Source organism: Arthrobacter sp. RCC_34 (assembly GCF_041360795.1).
Classification (GTDB): domain Bacteria; phylum Actinomycetota; class Actinomycetes; order Actinomycetales; family Micrococcaceae; genus Arthrobacter_E.
In genome coordinates this window covers 881,386-899,008 of record NZ_JBFUPW010000001.1, presented here as the reverse complement: position 1 = coordinate 899,008, position 17,623 = coordinate 881,386, and the positions used below count along the sequence as shown (strand labels likewise).

General features: G+C 68.0%; 18 protein-coding genes. 6 read left to right on the top strand and 12 right to left on the bottom strand.

The window, feature by feature from the left end:
* Positions 1-142 precede the first annotated feature (142 nt).
* Both AB6732_RS04170 and AB6732_RS04165 read left to right on the top strand, forming a co-directional pair.
* On the top strand, positions 143-1,801 hold the full coding sequence (locus AB6732_RS04170) for an Eco57I restriction-modification methylase domain-containing protein (protein ID WP_370958546.1): 1,659 nt from the start codon (positions 143-145) through the stop codon (positions 1,799-1,801).
* Positions 1,788-2,519, top strand: coding sequence for a hypothetical protein (locus tag AB6732_RS04165; protein ID WP_370958544.1), 732 nt, complete (start codon positions 1,788-1,790; stop codon positions 2,517-2,519). Before AB6732_RS04170 ends, AB6732_RS04165 begins: the two co-directional genes overlap by 14 nt.
* A gap of 413 nt (positions 2,520-2,932) precedes the next feature.
* Here the strand turns inward: AB6732_RS04165 and mutM are convergent, their stop codons facing one another.
* From mutM to coaD, 5 genes are all read right to left on the bottom strand, one after another.
* Positions 2,933-3,874 carry a bifunctional DNA-formamidopyrimidine glycosylase/DNA-(apurinic or apyrimidinic site) lyase gene (gene mutM / locus AB6732_RS04160; protein ID WP_370958542.1) on the bottom strand — a complete coding sequence of 314 codons (942 nt, stop codon included), beginning with the start codon at positions 3,872-3,874 and terminating at the stop codon, positions 2,933-2,935.
* A gap of 3 nt (positions 3,875-3,877) precedes the next feature.
* Positions 3,878-4,573, bottom strand: a complete 696-nt coding sequence (gene rnc, locus AB6732_RS04155; RefSeq protein WP_370958540.1) for a ribonuclease III — start codon at positions 4,571-4,573, stop codon at positions 3,878-3,880.
* Positions 4,574-4,589: 16 nt separating this feature from the next.
* Positions 4,590-4,793: a 50S ribosomal protein L32 gene (gene rpmF, locus AB6732_RS04150; RefSeq protein ID WP_307497329.1), complete on the bottom strand. Its 204-nt coding sequence runs from the start codon at positions 4,791-4,793 to the stop codon at positions 4,590-4,592.
* Between the two features lie 52 nt (positions 4,794-4,845).
* Entirely contained in the window at positions 4,846-5,373 is a 528-nt protein-coding gene (locus AB6732_RS04145) for a DUF177 domain-containing protein (RefSeq protein ID WP_370959593.1), read from the bottom strand.
* 145 nt (positions 5,374-5,518) lie between these two features.
* Positions 5,519-6,001 (bottom strand): pantetheine-phosphate adenylyltransferase, encoded by a 483-nt coding sequence (gene coaD, locus AB6732_RS04140; protein ID WP_370958538.1) that lies wholly within the window; start codon positions 5,999-6,001, stop codon positions 5,519-5,521.
* A 178-nt stretch (positions 6,002-6,179) separates the two neighbouring features.
* Between coaD and AB6732_RS04135 the strand changes: the two genes are divergently transcribed.
* The 3 genes from AB6732_RS04135 to AB6732_RS04125 are packed head-to-tail and all read left to right on the top strand — an operon-like array spanning position 6,180 to position 8,675.
* Positions 6,180-7,385, top strand: coding sequence for an aminotransferase class I/II-fold pyridoxal phosphate-dependent enzyme (locus AB6732_RS04135; protein ID WP_370959592.1), 1,206 nt, complete (start codon positions 6,180-6,182; stop codon positions 7,383-7,385).
* On the top strand, positions 7,382-8,167 hold the full coding sequence (locus AB6732_RS04130) for a spermidine synthase (protein WP_370958536.1): 786 nt from the start codon (positions 7,382-7,384) through the stop codon (positions 8,165-8,167). Before AB6732_RS04135 ends, AB6732_RS04130 begins: the two co-directional genes overlap by 4 nt.
* 4 nt (positions 8,168-8,171) lie before the next feature.
* Entirely contained in the window at positions 8,172-8,675 is a 504-nt protein-coding gene (locus AB6732_RS04125; RefSeq protein WP_370958534.1) for a GNAT family N-acetyltransferase, read from the top strand.
* A 180-nt stretch (positions 8,676-8,855) separates the two neighbouring features.
* Here the strand turns inward: AB6732_RS04125 and rsmD are convergent, their stop codons facing one another.
* The 4 genes from rsmD to thiL all read right to left on the bottom strand — a co-directional run bounded on the left by rsmD (position 8,856) and on the right by thiL (position 13,818).
* Positions 8,856-9,419, bottom strand: coding sequence for a 16S rRNA (guanine(966)-N(2))-methyltransferase RsmD (gene rsmD / locus AB6732_RS04120; protein WP_370958532.1), 564 nt, complete (start codon positions 9,417-9,419; stop codon positions 8,856-8,858).
* A 60-nt stretch (positions 9,420-9,479) separates the two neighbouring features.
* The gene (locus AB6732_RS04115; RefSeq protein WP_370958530.1) at positions 9,480-11,699 is read right to left on the bottom strand and encodes an ATP-dependent DNA helicase RecG; all 2,220 of its coding nucleotides are present in this window, start codon (positions 11,697-11,699) and stop codon (positions 9,480-9,482) included.
* Positions 11,700-11,762: 63 nt separating this feature from the next.
* Entirely contained in the window at positions 11,763-12,737 is a 975-nt protein-coding gene (locus AB6732_RS04110) for a DAK2 domain-containing protein (protein WP_370958528.1), read from the bottom strand.
* 22 nt (positions 12,738-12,759) lie between these two features.
* Complete coding sequence (thiL, locus tag AB6732_RS04105; RefSeq protein ID WP_370958526.1) at positions 12,760-13,818, bottom strand: thiamine-phosphate kinase; 1,059 nt, start codon at positions 13,816-13,818, stop codon at positions 12,760-12,762.
* A gap of 142 nt (positions 13,819-13,960) precedes the next feature.
* Here thiL and AB6732_RS04100 point away from each other — a divergent pair, with 142 nt between their 5' ends.
* Positions 13,961-14,494, top strand: coding sequence for a DUF3515 domain-containing protein (locus AB6732_RS04100; protein WP_370958524.1), 534 nt, complete (start codon positions 13,961-13,963; stop codon positions 14,492-14,494).
* A 77-nt stretch (positions 14,495-14,571) separates the two neighbouring features.
* Here the strand turns inward: AB6732_RS04100 and AB6732_RS04095 are convergent, their stop codons facing one another.
* From AB6732_RS04095 to AB6732_RS04085, 3 genes are read right to left on the bottom strand one after another with little or no spacing between them, the layout of a single operon-like run.
* Positions 14,572-15,714: a D-alanine--D-alanine ligase family protein gene (locus tag AB6732_RS04095; protein WP_370959591.1), complete on the bottom strand. Its 1,143-nt coding sequence runs from the start codon at positions 15,712-15,714 to the stop codon at positions 14,572-14,574.
* Positions 15,715-15,755: 41 nt separating this feature from the next.
* Entirely contained in the window at positions 15,756-16,820 is a 1,065-nt protein-coding gene (locus AB6732_RS04090; protein WP_370958522.1) for an NAD(P)H-dependent glycerol-3-phosphate dehydrogenase, read from the bottom strand.
* On the bottom strand, positions 16,817-17,596 hold the full coding sequence (locus AB6732_RS04085) for a lysophospholipid acyltransferase family protein (protein WP_370959590.1): 780 nt from the start codon (positions 17,594-17,596) through the stop codon (positions 16,817-16,819). Before AB6732_RS04085 ends, AB6732_RS04090 begins: the two co-directional genes overlap by 4 nt.
* Positions 17,597-17,623 lie beyond the last annotated feature (27 nt).

Genomic DNA, 17,623 nt, shown 5'->3' with positions numbered 1-17,623 from the left:
CCATCCGCCTTCTGCTTGAGGGGCCACATGTATGACCAACGCTCATCACGAGTGAGGGCGGGCAGGCACACCTGGAGAACTTGTCGTACGCCACACACCGATGTGAACTCGCTTTGTCAGTGGTCTACGGCAGAATGGAAGCATGTCTTTGAGTGTCGCCGCCCATCCCGATACAGCGGACCTCCGCAAGGCGCGAGGGGCGTTCTTCACGCCCGACGCAGTCGCGTCATTCGTCGTCAATTGGGCGATCCGTGGCGCTGACGACGTCGTCCTGGAGCCCTCCTGCGGAGAAGCGGCGTTCCTAACACACGCGGTCGCCGCTCTTCGCGCCCTCAACCCGGCTCAACTGCCACGAGTGTCGGGTGTGGAGATCCATGCAGCCTCTGCGGCTGAGGCGCGTCGGCTCGTAGTCGATGCTGGAGGCGACCCTGACATCACTGTGGGCGACTTCTTTCTCAAGGCACCGACAGGCTCGTACTCCGCAGTCATCGGCAATCCGCCTTACATCCGCTACCAAGACTTCTCCGGCGAAGCGCGTCGGCGATCGCGCGAGGCCGCGCTGCAGGCTGGTGTGAACCTCTCCGGACTAGCGTCGAGCTGGGCCGCTTTCACGGTGCATTCATCGCTCATGCTGCGTAAGGGCGGGCGGCTCGGATTGGTGGTCCCGGCCGAACTCCTATCGGTTAACTACGCCTCCGAGGTGCGCCGGTTCCTCCTCAGCCACTTTGCGAGGATCGATCTCGTGCTCTTCACCGAGCGGGTGTTCGCCGAGGCACAGGAAGATGTGGTCATCCTACTCGCCGAAGGTTTCGACGAGGGCAGCGCGAAACACATGTCGATCTACCAGGCGCAGAACGTTGCGGCGCTTTCAACCACCCTCGCGGCGACGACCTGGGCTCCGACCGACCCCGCGGGAAAGTGGACGCCGTCGCTACTCAACGCACGAGCTCTGGGCACGTACAGTGCCCTCGCCTCCGACGGTTTCACGACACTTCATGCCTGGGGCGAGACGACACTCGGCATGGTGACAGGCAATAACCGTTATTTCACTATGAGCCCCCAAGATGCCGCGGACCGACGTATTCCTCGCGCGGAGCTCCTCAAGCTCTCCCCGCCAGGCAGTTCACACTTACGCGGCCTCGTGCTCTCCGACGAAGCGTGGCGCGCACTCGGCAAGAATGGTTCAGCGACATTTCTGTTCCGGCCGGGTTCTAATCCTTCCGCTGCAGCGGCGAAGTACATCCGTGCCGGGGAAATTGCCAAAGTCCACCAGGCGTACAAGTGCCGGGTACGGAAGACCTGGTGGCAGGTTCCACTCGTGAAGCCCGCAGATCTCTTTTTGACTTATATGAACGCCGATACCCCACGAATCACGACCAATGCCGCCGGAGCGCTGCACCTCAACAGTGTCCACGGGATCTACCTTACCGACGAGCACCGGGATCTTGGGCGAGAGCTCTTACCGCTAGCGGCCCTAACGTCGATGACGCTCGTCGGAGCAGAGACCGTTGGCCGTGCGTACGGAGGGGGCATGCTCAAGATTGAGCCACGCGAGGCCGATCGGCTCCCCGTCCCCAGCGCGGACGTTGCTGAGGCGGCGCGAGACAAGCTGGTCGCCCTGCGTCCTCAGGTTGGCTCGCGCCTTCGATCAGGCCGACTGGTCGAAGCGGCGAAGCTTGTCGACGACGTCCTCCTCGTAGGTGAGCTCGGAGTATCCCGGTCCGATGCTAAGGCACTGCGTGACCAGTACATCGAACTTTCAGCACGACGTTCGGCAAGGGGGCGTCGTGTCGAGGCTTGATGACCGCCTGGCCGCCGCAATCAAGGCAGCTGGAGTCAAACCGGCCGACAGCGAGCTCGCGCCAACAAAGAAGAACTATAATCAGCGCTTGTCCGACTGCATCGCACTCGCTCTCGCGGAGGAACTGCGTGATCGCGGTATGAAAGAAGCCCGCCCGTCCGGCCCTGGCGAGGCAGGTGTGAGCGGGGCTGAGCGACGCCTTGCTGGCGGCATTGGGGCGAAGAAGGTCGACGTCTCGTGGGCTACTGAAGAAAGTGGCCTGATCTTCGCCGTGTCAGTCAAAAGCATCATGTTCCGAGACGGCAAGAGCAACAACTTCCAGAAGAATTTGACGAACCGCCGCGGCGACATGTTGGTGGAAGCCGTTACGCTTCACCGGCGGTTCCCTTATGCCGTACTCGCTGCGTTCTTCATTCTCGATGCGGCCGCAGCCACTGACGGGACAGCCCGGCGAAACAGCACCTTCGAGAATGCAATCCCAAGATTACGGCTGTTCACCCGCCGCCCCGATCCGGCGGGGCGTGAGGAACAGTTCGAGCGTTTCTATCTCGCGCTAGTCGACGCGAATCAGTTCCAGCCGAGTCTGCGAATCTTCGAAGTCAACGACGGTGAGACCGAGATCAACTTGGACACTGCTCTGGACGATCTAATCGAACTTATCGGTGAGCGGAACTTCGACTTGTACGGCGGCACCGACGGCCAGATCACGAAGCTTTAATCTAAGGCTCGCTTATCGCACGCTCCGGGTACTCGATCGTGCAGTCCCCTGCCACCGCGTGACCAAGCCCTATGTCAGCCTTGATGTCCCCGAGCCGATCGGGCCGAAAATGCGCTCAGGGACATCGGGGGCTCGTCTCGGATTCCCTTTGTTTCATGGAAACCGGGCGACCCCTCGTCATGGAAACCTGGCAATCCAATCGGGCTCAACGTTCCCAAGATGCAATGCTCCGTCCCTACCAGACTATGAGCTCTGTCCCATTGATGGCTTTTCACATTCTCGGGACTTTGCCACCGACCAAACACGAATACTTCCTAGCAGGCCAACAGCGCGGACGCTAGGGGCTGCAGTCCATGCCCACAGTAGGGAGCGGCCAGCGCACAAAAAATCTTCGCGAGCAACCGCCCGAAGAGTCAGCGTATTCGCTGGCACTTGGGGCAGAAGTACGAGGAGCGGTTCATGAACGACGCCCGACGGATGAGCGTCTCCCGGCCCTCGGCAGCACAGCGCAGGCACGGCTGGCCTGCCCGTCCGTAGGCGTTCAGGGACCTGGAGAAGTACCCCGACGCCCCGTTCACGTTGACGTACAGGGAGTCGAAGCTGGTGCCGCCCGCGGCCAGGGCCCGTTCCATGACCTCGCGGCACGCGTCGAGGAGCCGGAACGTCTCGGGCCGCCGCAGGGTCGCCGTCGAGCGTTCGCCGTGCAGACGCGCGGCCCACAGCGCCTCGTCGGCGTAGATGTTGCCCACGCCCGACATGAGGTTCTGATCCAGCAGGGCTCGCTTGACCGTGCTGCGCCGGCGGATGAGCACCTGGTGCACGGCCTCAGGATTGAAGTGGGGATCGAGCAGGTCCCGGGCGATGTTCCGGACCTCCCCGGGCAGCAGAGGCGCCTCGGAACCACGCCCGCCGGGCAGGCCATCGAGCGTGGGCACGAGGGAGGTGACGGACAGCCCGCCGAAGATGCGCTGGTCCACGAACCGCAGCTCGTCCGGCATCCCGGGACTCGGGCTGAGGGCCAGCCGGACCTTCAGGTGTTTCTCGTCGGGAGCGTCCGGCTCCTCGAGGAGCAGCTGGCCGCTCATGCCCAGATGGGCCAGGAGCGCCGTGGCCGGGAACGGTCCAGGAGGATCGGCCTCTCCCCCGGCGGGTTCGAGCAGAAGCCACAGATACTTGCCGCGGCGGACCGCCGCGTTGATCCGCGCGCCGCCGAGGGAGGAGGAGAAGTGGGAGGGGCCGCCGTCGTGCCTGCGGATGCTCCGCGCGTCGAGCACTTCCGCGTCCTCGATGCGGCGACCGACCGCCCAGCGCTCCAGGCCGGAGCGCACCACCTCGACTTCGGGCAGCTCAGGCATGGGTCAGGAGTCGGCCGGAACGGGGTTCAGCTGACGCCAGGCGTCACCCGCGGCTTCCTGTTCGGCTTCCTTCTTGGAATTGCCGTGGCCGGTGCCATAGGCGTTGCCGCCCATCATGAGCACGGCCTTGAAGACCCGGGCATGATCCGGGCCGGAGCCGGTGACGTCGTAGACCACGGGGCCGAGCTGACGGCTGGCCGCGTACTCCTGGATGTAGGTCTTCCAGTCGGTGGCCGCGCCCAGGGCGGCGGCATCCGTCAGCAGAGGACCCATCAGGCGCATGACCATGTCCCGGGCCACGTCGATCCCGTGGTTGAGGTAGCAGGCGCCGATCAGGGCCTCCATGGTGTCCGCGAGGATGGAAGCCTTGTCCATCCCGTTGGTGCGCTTCTCGCCCTGGCCGAGGTAGATGTGCTCCCCGACGCCGAGCTGGCGCGCGACGCCGGCCAGCGCCCGGGTGCTGACGACGGCGGAGCGACGCTTGGCGAGCTCGCCTTCCGGCAGATCCGGGTAATCGCGGTACAGCGCGTCGGTCACGGAGAATCCCAGGATCGAGTCGCCCAGGAACTCCAGGCGCTCGTTGGTGGGGATCCCGCCGTTCTCGTAGGCGTAGGACCGGTGTGTGAGTGCAAGACGAAGCGTCTCGGCGTCAAGAGTGACGCCGAGACGCTTCATCAGGTCTTCGGGTGAAGACGTCATATCAGCCGGGGGCGGATTAGACGTCAGCGACCTTGCGGCCCTTGTACTCCAGGAAGAGCTCGGTACCGGCGGAGTCGGTCACGACCTTGGCCTGGTGAGGCAGGCTGTAGGTGACGCGGCCGTTCTCAACGGTCTTCACCAGGTTGGGGGCGGTAGCCTTCCACTGGGAGCGGCGGGCACGGGTATTCGAGCGAGACATCTTCCGCTTGGGAACAGCCACGGCTAACTCTTTTCTCTCTCAGTCCATCTCTGAACTTGGGTCCAACACTGAATCAATCGGTTTTGCCGGTTTGGCCTTGCAAATTCGCGAGGGCAGCCCAGCGAGGGTCCAATACCTCGTGGTGGTGCCCCGGCTCATCGTCAAGGCGAATTCCGCATTCGGAACACAGCCCCTGACAATCTTCCCGGCACACCGGCTGGAAGGGCAGCGCAGTCACTACCGCATCCCGCAACACCGGCTCAAGATCGATCTCATCGTGCTCGACTCGACGTTGCTCTTCATCGTCTCCCTCTGCCGCGGACACGTGTTCCGGGTAGAAGAAAAGCTCTTGCACAGTGACGCGCTGGTCATACGCAAGGGGATCCAGGCAGCGGCCGCATTCGCCCTCGATGAGGACGTCCGCGGTTCCCGATACCAGAATTCCTTCGTGTACGGACTCCAGCCTCAAGTCCAGCTCCACGGGGGAACCTTCCTTGGCGCCAATGAGCGGCACACCAAGATCTCTTGGTGCTGGCACCTGCTCTTCCAGGGTCCGCATGCTGCCTGGGCTGCGCCCAAGATCCTTGACATCGATAGTCAAAGGTGTGCGGTGATCGCGTTTGATGAGAACTCCTGAAAGAACATAGGACCGACGAACCATCTTAGCGTGAGCCAGGCACTAGACTCAAACCGCAGGCCTCAGCCCGGTCCGTTCACCCAGAAATCCTACCCTTAACCGCCGGGTCTCAGGCCTTCGGCGCGCCGCCACTGAGCCGCTTGAGCACAGCACGGGGCACGAAATCCGAGATGTCCCCGCCCAGGGAGTCCACTTCCTTGATGAGGGAAGAGGAGATGTGGGTGAAACGCCCCTCAGCGGCGAGGAACACCGTCTCCACGCCGGTGAGCTGCCGGTTCATCGTGGCCATCGGGAGTTCGTAGTCGAAGTCACTCGACGAACGGAGGCCCTTGACGATGGCGCTGGCGCCGCGGCGGTGACAGTACTCCGCGAGCAGTCCCTCCCCCATCGGCTCCACGATGATCCCGCTCAGGTAGCCGAGCGTCTCCCGTGCCATGTCGAGCCGCTCGTCCAGCGTGAAGCGGTACTTCTTGGCAGGGTTGGTCGACACGGCCACCACCACTTCATCGAAGATGTTCGCGGCACGCGCGATCACCTCGAGATGCCCATGATGGATGGGATCGAAGGAACCGGGGCACACAGCACGACGCATGTCTCGACGCTACAGCAGAGGCGCCCGGGATAGCATGACCGACAGGGGCGCGCCGCGCCTCCTCCCAGGGCCCGCGACGTGATGCACGGGCGCGGACGCCCCGGAGCGGCACCATGCGAAGCAGGCACCTCACGTGACTCCAGCAGAAGACCTCCCCTGGCTGACGGACTCCCCGTGGATGGACGCGGCCCGTGGAGCCAACCTCCTCGGCGCCGACGGCTCCCTGGGGACGACCATCTTCGAGGAGATGACGGGCCTGGCGGTCCGGCACCAGGCGATCAACCTGGGCCAGGGGTTCCCCGATGAGGACGGCCCCGGACCCATCCGCGAGCTCGCCCAGGAGGCGATCGCCCGCGGGGAGAACCAGTACGCCCCGGGGAAGGGCATCCAGCCCCTGCGAGAGGCGATCGCCGGACACCAGCATCGCTTCTATGGGATCGGGCTAGATCCCGAGACACAGGTGGTGGTGACCACCGGCGCCACCGAGGCGATCGCGGCGGCGATCCTCGCCGTCGTGCGTCCCGGGGATGAAGTGGTGACGTTCGAACCGTTCTACGACTCGTACGGGGCCATGATCGCCCTGGCGGGCGGCGTGCACCGGACCGTCCCGCTGCGGGCCCCGGACTTCCAGCCGGACCCGGAGGAGCTGGCCGCCGCGTTCGGTCCGCGGACCCGCCTGGTGATCCTCAACAACCCTCACAATCCGTGCGGCGTGGTGTTCGGGACGGAGGTGCTCGACCAGATCGTCGAGCAGGCCACGCGGCATGACGCGGTGATCCTGAGCGACGAGGTCTACGAGCACCTGACGTTCGACGTGCCCCACGTGCCGATCGCGACGCGTCCTGGTGCCTTCGACCGCACCCTCACGGTCTCCTCGGCCGGTAAGACCTTCTCTTTCACCGGCTGGAAGGTCGGCTGGCTGAGCGGGCCGGCTCCCCTGGTCGCGGCCGCGCGCACCGTCAAGCAGTTCCTGAGCTACAGCTCCGGGACGCCGTTCCAGGGCGCCGTGGCGTCGGCCCTTAACCTGGACGACTCCCTCTACCGTGGCTTCGCCGAGGCCCTGCGCGTGAAGCGGGACCTCCTCTCGGACGGTCTGCGGGCCGCCGGTTTCACCGTCTACGAACCGCAGGGCACCTACTTCGTCACCGTGGACACCGCTCCCCTGGGCTTCCACGACGCGGCGGCGCTGGCCCGGCTGATGCCGGAACGCATCGGGGTGGCGGCCATCCCCCTCTCGGTCTTCTGCCACGACGACGGCGCGCGCCGCACCGCGAGCCTGCTCCGCTTCGCCTTCTGCAAGCGTGAGCCGGTGCTCCGTGAGGCGGTAGCCCGGCTCGGCGGACTGAGCGAGGCACTGGGCCAGGCCTCAGAGGTGAGCCGGTGAGCTCGCGGTACCTGCGGGCCAGTGGTGTCCACGCGAGCATCGAGCCGGACACCCTCGTGCCCGGCTCGGCGATCCTCGCGCTCGGGGGCGCCGAGCAGTCCCATGTGAACCTGGCCGACCCGGGCCAGATCTTCTATGAGTACCTCGCCCGCATGGCCCATGCCACGGACCTCGTGGCGCCATCCGGACAGCCGGTCACGGCCGCTCACCTCGGCGCCGGCGCCCTCACCCTGCCCCGGTATCTGCAGCACACGCGCCCCGGCTCTCGGCAGTGGGCCGTGGAGCTGGAGCGCGAGCTGCCGGACTTCGTCCTCACGGAGCTGCCCCTGCCTGAGGGCACCCGGCTGGAGATGGCGCTGGGAGATGCGCGGGCGGAGTTCGCCGCGCTGGGACCGGAGGCCGACGGCGGGCCGCGGCGGTTCGACGTCGTGGTGCTCGATGTCTTCTCCGGCCCCGAAGCCCCAGCACACCTCGCGTCGGCGGACTTCTACCGCGAAGTGGCGGAGCGGCTCGAACCGGGTGGCCTCTTCCTGGTCAACGTCGGCGACGACCCGCCCTTCACCCTCATCCGCAGCCAGGGCAAGGCGCTCCTGGAGGTCTTCCCCGGCGAGGTCGCAGCTCTCTGCGAGACCGGCATGCTCGCCGCGCGCTACCCGGGCAACATCGTGTTCGCGGCCCGCACCGAACCCTGGCCCGCTGCTTGGACGGAAGCCCTCCTGACCGCAGGCCCCCACCCCGCCGCAGTGCTGAGCGGCATGGAGCTCGAAGACTGGCTGGGGTGAAGCGATGAACTCGCATGTTCGCCAAGCCAGGGGCGCTGATGTCGACGGCATCGTCGCCGTCGGGCACACGACGTGGCCGTCCACGTATCTCGAGCTGGCCGGTGCCGAGTACGTCACGGCTGGATTGGCACGCTGGTGGGCTCCCGAAGGAATAGCTCGCGCCATCGAGGCCGGGCAGGTCCTGGTCGCCGAAACGGACGATCGCGTGGTGGGCGTTGCGATGTTCTCCGTCGACGGCTCCGTGGTGGACCTGTGGAAGCTCTATGTGATGCCGGACTGCCAGGGATCTGGCGTCGGCGCGCAACTGCTCCAGGCGGTCATCGACGGTCCGGCACTCGAGGCGGCAACTGTTCGTCTGGCGCACAAGAAGGGCAACACCCGGGCCCGTACGTTCTATGAGCGCTGGGGCTTCGTGGAAACCCACAGAACTCCCGACGATCTGGGAGGTCCCGACAACGTCTGGATGGAACTCATCCTTCGCCACCGTCACGAGTCCCCCGCCACCTGAGCGGCATGGAGCTCGAGGACTGGCTGGGGTGAACTCGGCTGTCCGACGGGCGTTTTCCCGGAAGCGGCGCATCGCGCCTCGCAGCGAGGAACGAGCGCAGAGGCGCGTCTAAGCCGCGGGGGAAAACACCCGGCAGGCACACCGGGCCCGGCCCCGGGACCCAGTCCTAGGAACGAACGCTCAGGCCGGCTCCGCGAACCACAGGGTCGTCTCGCCATACTTCTTCTCCGCGAACCGCTCGAGCCCCTCGGGCCACTCCGGCTCGGGCGACCGCGAACTCCGCTCGACCACCACGACGGCGCCGTCCGACAGCCGCGGCACGAGCAGTTCCAGGACCTTCATCAGGTCCTCCTCGGTGAGCGGGTATGGCGGGTCGAGGAACACGAGGTCCCACGATCCCACGGCGGTCCGCTCCAGGAACGTGGCCACCTTGGCACGCTGCACCGACGTCCGCAGCCCCTTGGCCGAAGCTGTCACGAGTTCGGCGTTCTTCTGGCAGACCCGTGACGCCTTCTCGTCGAAGTCCACGAGCGTGACCGAGGCGGCGCCACGGCTCCCGGCTTCCAGCCCGAGCGCTCCGGAGCCGGCGAAAAGGTCGAGCACCTCGGCGCCCTGCAGGATCCCGTACGACTCCAGGCGCGAGAACAGCGCCTCCTTGACCCGGTCGGTGGTGGGGCGCGTGGCCGTGCCCGGCACCGACACCAGGCTCAGCCCTCCGGCAGCGCCTGCAATGATCCGGCTCATGGGTTCCTTCCTTCGAGTGCACCGCGGACCTCGGGCCCCGCCGTGCACCGGCGTCCGTGCTCAGCCCCGTTCAAGGAATGCTTCCTTCTCCGGGTTCAGATAATTCTCCATCGCCACCCGGAGCGCCTGATGCTGCTGCAGGGTGGGGTCCTCCGCCACGAGATCCTGGGCGTCGTCCCGCGCCTCGGCGATGATCTTCTCGTCCTGGATGACGCGCAGCAGCTTGAGGGTCGACCTCCCGCCCGACTGCCGGGCGCCCAGGATATCGCCTTCGCGCCGCAGCTTGAGATCCTCCTGCGACAGTGCGAAGCCGTCGGTCGTGGCGGCGACCGCGGTGAGCCGCTCGCGGCTCGGGTGATCCGGTTCCAGGCGCGTGACCAGGAGGCACGTGCCCGGCAAGCCGCCACGGCCCACCCGTCCGCGCAGCTGGTGCAGCTGGGAGATGCCGAAGCGGTCGGCGTCGAGGATCACCATGAGCGTCGCATTGGGGACGTCCACGCCCACCTCGATCACCGTCGTGGACACCAGCACGCCGACCTCCCCGGCGGCGAAGGCGGCCATGATGGCGGACTTCTCCTCGGCGGCCATGCGCCCGTGCAGGGCCTCCACCCGGACGCCCTGCAGCGCCGCGGCCCCGCGGAGCGTCTCCAGCATGCCGACGACGCCGGCCAGCTGCTGCGTGCCCTGCTCACCACCGGCCGGGTCGGCGAGGCCCTCGCCGCCGTCATCGTTGGAGACGTCACCGTCGCCGATCTTGGGGCAGACGACGTACACCTGGCGTCCGGCGTCGACCTCCTCGCGGGCCCGCTGCCAGAGCCGTGCCTCCCAGGACGGGTGCTCCTGCAGCCCCACCACATGGGTGACGATCGGCGCACGTCCGGCCGGCAGTTCGTCCAGCACCGAGGTCTCCAGATCGCCGAAGACCGTCATGGCCACGGTGCGCGGGATGGGGGTGGCCGTCATGACGAGCAGGTGCGGCGGGGCGTCCGCCTTGGCGCGGAGGGCGTCCCGCTGCTCCACGCCGAAACGGTGCTGTTCGTCCACCACCACGAGTCCGAGGTCGAAGAACGTCACGTTCTCCCCCAGCAGGGCGTGGGTGCCCACCACGATGTCCGCGTCGCCCGAGGCCGCGTCCAGGAGCGCCTGGCGGCGTGCCGCCGTCGAGAGTGAACCCGTGAGGAGGGCGACGCTCACGGAGGGGCCGTCACCAGGTCCGAGCAGGCCGTCACGGGCCAGGGTGCCGAGGGTGCGGCGGATGGACTCGGCGTGCTGAGCGGCCAGGACCTCCGTGGGGGCCAGGAGCGCGGCCTGACCTCCCGAATCCACCACCTGGAGCATCGCCCGGAGTGCCACGAGTGTCTTGCCCGAGCCCACGTCGCCCTGCAGGAGCCGGTTCATGGGGTGGGACGTCGCCAGGTCGCGGGAGAGCTCTTCGCCGATGCGCCGCTGACCCGCCGTGAGCGTGAAGGGAAGCTGGGCGTCGAAGGCCTGGAGCGCGCCGTCGAGCCTTCCGGGACGGGAGGTGGCCACCTCCTGCGCCATCTCCGCGCGGCGACGGGCCAGCGCCGTCTGGAGGACCAGCGCCTCCTGGTACCGGAAGCGGTGACGCGCACGCCAGTAGTCCTCGGCCGTGGCGGGCTGGTGGATCATCCGGTACGCCTCGGACAGCCCGGGAAGGTGCTTCCGGTGCCGGATCTCCGCGGGGATCGGGTCACCCCAGCCGCCGGTGTCCACCTGGTCCAGCACGATGCCGACCGCCCGCTGGACGGTCCAGGAGCTCACCTTCGCGGTGGCCGCGTACACGGGGATCGGCATCCGCGCGAGAGCCTCGGCGTCCGCGGTGCTCGTGACCGCCTCGTCCAGCAGGATGAAATCCGGATTGGTGAGCGTGAGCTTGCCGGCATAGGAGCCGACCCGGCCGGAGAACAGCGCCAGCACGCCCGGCTGCAGCTGCTGCTTCGCCTTGAAGCCGTTGAAGAAGCTCAGTTTCACGGAGGAGAGCGCCGGGCCGAACTCGTCTTCGGCGTCGCTGATCACCACTTCGGTGATGGAACCGCGACGGGCGCGCATGGTGCGGGTGCTGCTCGAGATGACGCGGGCGAGAATCGTGACGTCCTCGTCGAACGGCAGGGTCTCGATGCTGCTGAGCTCTCCGCGGTCCAGGTACCGGCGCGGGAAGTCGTCCAGGAGGTCCCCCACGGTGTGAAGGCCCAGATTCTTGTCCAGGCTCCCGGCCACGCGCTTGCCGAGAAGGAGCTCCAGCGAGGTGTGCTGTTCCATGGGTCATCGTCTCCGGCCGGAGGGGTCCAGGACCGCGGGCACGCGTGCGTTCCGCCGTCCCATTCAGGACTCGCGGGGGGCGGCGAGCTCCGACAGGGTGACGTTGGCGGGCTCGCCCAGGGCGTTGATCAGTTCGAGCACCGGGGCGGGATCCGCCGCATGCACGTGGACGCGCCAGCGGTAGCTGAGCTCGCCTTCCTGCACGTCGACGCCGTCGCGGTGCCCGGACACGGCCTTCACCGGGGAGATGATGACGGACTCGCCGATCTCGTCGAGGCGCTGGCGCAGGGTGGCTGCGTCCAACGGCGACAGTTCGATGGTGCACATGACCTCGTAGCCGTCATCCGCGGGCATGTCGCCGTGGATGTGGGGGAATTCGGTCTGGTAACCGTGCAGCTCGTCCCAGGCCGTCTCGCTCGTCTGCGTGCCCAGGATGGTGCCGCGCAGGCAGTCCAGGACCAGGAGGAACCCGACGGCGCCGGCGTCCACCACCTGGGCCTGACGCAGGGCGCCGAGCTGCTCCTCCGTGCGGACCACGGCCTGCTGGACCGTCTCCACCACGTGGTTCAGGGACTGCGCGAGAGCCAGGTTGCTGTCATCGCCGTTGAGGGCGGAGTCCATCTCCTCGGCGGCGTCCGCCGCGGCCGCCAGAGCGGAGAGCATGGTGCCCTCGACGGGCTCGCTCAGCGCGGACCAGCAGCGCATCCGCGCCCGGCGCAGGCCGGAGGCCAGCAAGGGGGCGCTGAGGCGGGGGTGCCCCTGCACGGATTCCGCGAGTGCGGCGAGGAAGACGGCCAGGAGCGTGCCGGAGTTCCCGCGGGCGTTCTCCATGGCGGCGCCTGCGGCATCGGAGAGCACGACGCCGACGTCGTTGCCCACCGCGTACTCCTCGGTTCCGATGGCGCGCGCCGCGGCCCGGAGGGTCAGGTAGAGGTTGGTGCCGGTGTCGCCGTCGGCCACGGGGAAGATGTTGATGGCATTCAGGCGGTCGCTGTGATTGCCCACCACCTGCTCGGCGGCGCAGAGCCAGCGCCTCATCGCCTGAGCGTTGGCGGCAATCTTATGGTGCCCCAAAGTGATCCCATCCTCGCGTCGCATGCCCTGCTGAATGTCCCTCGCCGTCGCGGATCCGGGAACCGTGTTCCTGTCCCGGCGGGGTGGGCACCACTGAGCCTACAACAGTGAAGCTGTCCGGTACGGGACCGTTTCCTGGGAAAGTGCTGAGCAGGCAGAAGTCCTCTCCCCCGCCCTGGATCCACGCCCGGACCAGGTCTTCCGCGGATTCACCGGACCCCGGCACGGCGACAAGAAGGTCTGCCGCGGGGCGCAGTTCCGGCCCGAAGGCGGCCAGGAGGAGAGGGTCGAGTTCGAGCGTCACGCTGCTCGCCCGAGCGAGCCGTGCGGAGTCCTTCAGCAGGCCGTCGGAGAGGTCCATCATGGCGGTCGCGCCCGCTGCCAGGGCTTCCGCGCCGCTGCCGAGGGGCGGGCACGGCCGGCACTGGGCATCCATCAGCGCACGCTGGTCCGGCGTGAGATCCCCCACGGGGACAGTGCTCTCCAGGAGGGACCAGCCGGCGGCGGCACGGCCCAGCCTCCCTGCCACGGCCACGACATCCCCGGCCGCGGCTCCCGAACGGAGCCCGACCTTCCCGGCCACCTCCCGGCCCATCGCCGTGGCGGTCACCGAGATCTCCCGCCCGCGGCCGAGGTCACCCCCGACGACGGCGACCTCCGCCCCCAGCGCACGCACGGCGTCGTGCACTCCGCGGGCGAAGTCCTCCACCCAGGCGACGGGCGTCTCCGGGGGCAGGGTGAGACTGATAAGCAGCGAATGGGGCTCCGCGCCCATGGCGTTGATGTCGCTCAGATTCTGGGCCGCGGACTTCCACCCGACGTCGTGGCCCGTGCTCGCATAACCGTTGTTCCAGCGCAGACGGAAGTCCTGATCCTGCGTCTGGGTGTCGATCGAGACCACCACGGTGCCGCCCGGTGCGGCGACCACGGCGGCGTCGTCCCCGGGGCCCAGGAGCATCGCAGGGCCCTGCGGCAGGAGGGGGAAGATCCTCGCGAGGAGGCCGGACTCCCCCACGGTGGCGACGGTCGGCTGGTTCTCTGGCACACGGCAACGCTATCCAACTTCCGGCCCGGAGCGTCAAACGTTCCCGGCGAGGACCTGTCATCCGGTGCGGGGAGGCCGGACGGCGCCACCGCGCGACCGTCTCCTGACAAGGGCTCCCAGCGAAGCTCGGTAGGCTGGTGCCATGCGTGTCACCCGTCCTGCCCCGCGGTCCGCGGCCCGGAAGCTCCCGAAACCGGCGGCCCTGCTGGCCCTCTCGCTGGGCTCCGTCTTCGCCCTCAGCGCCTGTTCACCCGCCGTCGACGTCACCCCGGCCAAGGATGCGGCCAACCCGGATTGCGCGCCCATGATGGTGGCGCTTCCGGACAAGATCGGCGACGCGGCGCTGCGGAAGACGAACGCCCAGGCCACGGCCGCGTGGGGCGACCCGTCCCTGGTGATCCTGCGCTGCGGCGTCACCCCGCCCGGGCCGACGAAGGACCGGTGCGCCACCGTCAACGGCGTGGACTGGGTCATCAAGGAAGGCGAGAAGGGGAATCCGATCTACACCCTGACGACGTTCGGTCGCACGCCTGCCGTGGAGGTGCTCCTGGATCCGGGGAAGATCTCCTCCGCCACGGTGCTCGCCGATCTCTCGGCGCCCGCCAGCAAGATCAAGGCGACCAAGAAGTGCGTGGGCCAGGAGGATCTTCAGAACCTCCCGGGCAGCGGCAAGTAGGCAGTCGCCCTCGGCAGGGGAAGCCCTGACGGAGAAGGCCCCCACCGCGAACGGAGGGGGCCCTCTGTATGCCTGGGTCAGCGCAGCCCGGTCTTGCGGTGCAACGCGAGGTGGATGAGCTCGTCGATCAGCTCGGTGTAGCTCAGGCCCGTGGCGGCCCACATCTGCGGGTACATGCTCTTGGGGGTGAAGCCGGGCAGCGTGTTGATCTCGTTGATGATGAAGTCGCCGTCCGGGGTGTAGAAGAAGTCCACGCGGCTCAGTCCTTCGGCCCCGATCGCGTCGAAGGCGACGCCCGCGAGCTTCCGGACCTCGGCGATGGCCTCCTCCGGCAGGTCCGCCGGGCAGCTGAGCGATGCGGCGTTGTCCACGTACTTGGCTTCGAAGTCGTAGAAGGAGTGCTCCCCCACGGCCACGGCGATCTCGGCGGGCAGCGACGCCCGCGGCTCATCGGTGCCCCGGCCTTCGAGCACGGCGCACTCGATCTCACGGCCGACGATCCCGGCCTCGATCACGAGCTTCGGATCATGCCTGCGGGCCTCCTCGATGGCGGCATCCAGATCCTCCATGCGGTCCACCTTGGAGATGCCCATGCTGGAACCGGCTCGCGCGGGCTTGACGAAGACGGGGAAGCCCAGTTCTTCCACCTGGCGACGCACGCCGGCGGGGTCACGGAGCCACTGACGGTCGGTCACGGCGACGTACGGTCCGACCTTCAGCCCGGCGGCCTCGAAGACCACCTTCATGAAGTGCTTGTCCATTCCGATAGCCGAGGCCAGCACGCCGGCGCCCACATAACGGGTGTCGCTGAGCTCCAGGAGCCCCTGAACTGTCCCGTCCTCGCCGAAGGGTCCGTGCAGCAGGGGGAAGACGACGTCCACCTGGCCCAGCTCGGTGGGCACCTGGTCCGGCGCCGCCACGATCAGCTGGTGTTCGCCCCCGATCTCGGCCAGGGCCACGGTGGCGTCCCCGGGGGTGACCTCGGGCAGGGCGTCCGCGGTGAGCGACCACTGGTCCAGATCACCCTCGGGCAGCACCCACTGGCCCGTCTTGGCGATGCCGATCGGGATCACGTCGTACTTGTCCCGGTCGATGGCTCCCAGCACGCCCGCTGCGGTGACACAGCTGACGGCGTGCTCACTGGAGCGTCCTCCGAAGAGGACGGCGATGCGGGGCTTCCGGGCGTCAGTCACAGTGGTTCCGTTCGGGTCGTCGGTGATGCGGGTCGTCGGTGGTGCGGGTCGTGGCTGGGAGCGCCGGCTCAGTAGCCGTCCTCGGACTTCAAGGAGCGGTTCAGGAGCAGCGGGCCCAGATCCTCGACAGCCAGCTTACCGGCGAGCACCGCCACGACGGCGGCGGTGATGGGCATCTCGACGCCCTGACGCGCCGCCAGCTCCTGCACGGCGTCCGCGGACTTCACACCCTCGGCCGTCTGGGTCATGCGTTCCACCACTTCATCCAGCGTCAGTCCCTGGCCCAGCAGCTTGCCGGCCGTGTGGTTGCGGGACAGCGGTGACGCGCACGTCGCCACGAGGTCGCCCAGGCCGGCCAGACCGGCCAGGGTGTGGGCTTCACCGCCCAGTACCAGCGCCAGGCGGGTTGTCTCGGCGAGGCCACGCGTGATCACGGAGGCCTTGGTGTTGTCCCCCATGTCCCGGCCCTCGCAGATGCCCACGGCCAGCGCGATGACGTTCTTGACGATGCCCCCGATCTCGACCCCGACCACGTCCGAGCTCATGTACGGGCGGAAGTACGGCGCCGTGCAGAGTTCCGCGACGCGCTGCGCCATGGCCTCGTCCGCGCACGCCACCACGGAGGCCGTGGGCTCCTCGCGGGCGATCTCCATGGCCAGGTTCGGGCCGGAGAGCACCAGGATCTGAGACTCCGGAGTCCCCCACTCCTGGGCGATCACCTCGCTCATCCGCTCATCCGTGCCGCGCTCCAGCCCCTTCATGAGGGAGACCACGAGCGCACCGGGCGCCACGGCGTCCTTCCAGGCACGCAGCTGCTCACGCAGGGACTGCGCAGGGACCGCCAGCACGACGACGGCGGCGTCCCGCAGGGCCTCGACGGCACTGTCCGTGGCACGCACCGCGTCCGGCAAGGGGATCTGCTGCAGGTAGCGGCTGTTGCGGTGCTCGCGGTTGATCTCCTCCGCGGCCTCGGCACGCCGGGCCCAGAGCACGATGTCCCGGGGTTCGCCCGCCGCGAGGGCGGCGTCGCCCAGGACCTTCGCGAAAGTGGTCCCCCAGGAACCGGCGCCCATGACGGCGATCTTCTCCACAGCTGCCTTCCCTGGTGCGGTGCCGGTGGCGTGAGCGCTCACGCGGCGCCGCCGTCGTCGTTCTTCGAGGCCGGAGTGGCGCCCGTCGAGTCGAGCCGGCCCGTGGCGCTCTGGCCGTGGGCCGCCGGGTCCCAGCGCTCGGCCGGCGCCGGCTCCTGCCGGAGCTCCGCGACCAGGGCGGTCACGGCGTTCATGATGCGCGTGGTGGCCTCGGCGAGCACGGTCTTGGTCATCGGTTTGCCGCGCAGGTCCTCCAGATCCACCGGCGGGCCCACCACGACACGCACCGTCTTCCGTGGGAAGACGTGGAGCTTCTTGGCGTAGCGCGGAAAGAGTTCCTGGGCGCCCCAGTGGCCGATCGGCACGACCGGCGCGCCGGTCTGCAGCGCCAGCCGGGCCGCGCCTGTGTGCCCCTTCATGGGCCACAGATCGGGGTCACGCGTCAGGGTGCCCTCCGGATAGATGATGATCGAGCCACCGGCGTCCACCACCTCCTGCGCCACCTTGAGCGAGTTGTTCGCTCCGGCAGTGGTGCGCTCCACCGGGATCTGCCGCGAACTGTGCAGCAGGCGTCCGAACACAGGGATCTTGAACAGGCTCGCCTTGGCGAGGAAGTGCGGCGGGCGCTTGGCGTTGTAGAGCATGTGCCCCACCACGACCGGGTCGATCTCCGTGACGTGATTGGGCGCGGCGATGAAACCGCCCTCGGGCAGGTTCTCCAGGCCTTCCCAGCGCTTGGAGAGCACCAGGTTGATGAGGGGCCGGAGCACGCCGGCCAGGAAGGCGAAGGTGGCCCGGGTCCCCAGGCTCTCCTTCATGCCGTGCTGAGTCATCTCGGTCTTCCC

What these genes read in the sequence shown, in the direction of transcription:
- AB6732_RS04170 (WP_370958546.1), top strand. Translation starts at nt 143, where the DNA reads ATGTCTTTGAGTGTCGCCGCCCATCCCGATACAGCGGACCTCCGCAAG.
- mutM (WP_370958542.1), bottom strand. Translation starts at nt 3,874, where the DNA reads ATGCCTGAGCTGCCCGAAGTCGAGGTGGTGCGCTCCGGCCTGGAGCGC.
- rnc (WP_370958540.1), bottom strand. Translation starts at nt 4,573, where the DNA reads ATGACGTCTTCACCCGAAGACCTGATGAAGCGTCTCGGCGTCACTCTT.
- coaD (WP_370958538.1), bottom strand. Translation starts at nt 6,001, where the DNA reads ATGCGTCGTGCTGTGTGCCCCGGTTCCTTCGATCCCATCCATCATGGG.
- AB6732_RS04135 (WP_370959592.1), top strand. Translation starts at nt 6,180, where the DNA reads ATGGACGCGGCCCGTGGAGCCAACCTCCTCGGCGCCGACGGCTCCCTG.
- AB6732_RS04125 (WP_370958534.1), top strand. Translation starts at nt 8,172, where the DNA reads ATGAACTCGCATGTTCGCCAAGCCAGGGGCGCTGATGTCGACGGCATC.
- rsmD (WP_370958532.1), bottom strand. Translation starts at nt 9,419, where the DNA reads ATGAGCCGGATCATTGCAGGCGCTGCCGGAGGGCTGAGCCTGGTGTCG.
- AB6732_RS04115 (WP_370958530.1), bottom strand. Translation starts at nt 11,699, where the DNA reads ATGGAACAGCACACCTCGCTGGAGCTCCTTCTCGGCAAGCGCGTGGCC.
- AB6732_RS04110 (WP_370958528.1), bottom strand. Translation starts at nt 12,737, where the DNA reads ATGAGGCGCTGGCTCTGCGCCGCCGAGCAGGTGGTGGGCAATCACAGC.
- AB6732_RS04100 (WP_370958524.1), top strand. Translation starts at nt 13,961, where the DNA reads ATGCGTGTCACCCGTCCTGCCCCGCGGTCCGCGGCCCGGAAGCTCCCG.
- AB6732_RS04085 (WP_370959590.1), bottom strand. Translation starts at nt 17,596, where the DNA reads ATGAAGGAGAGCCTGGGGACCCGGGCCACCTTCGCCTTCCTGGCCGGC.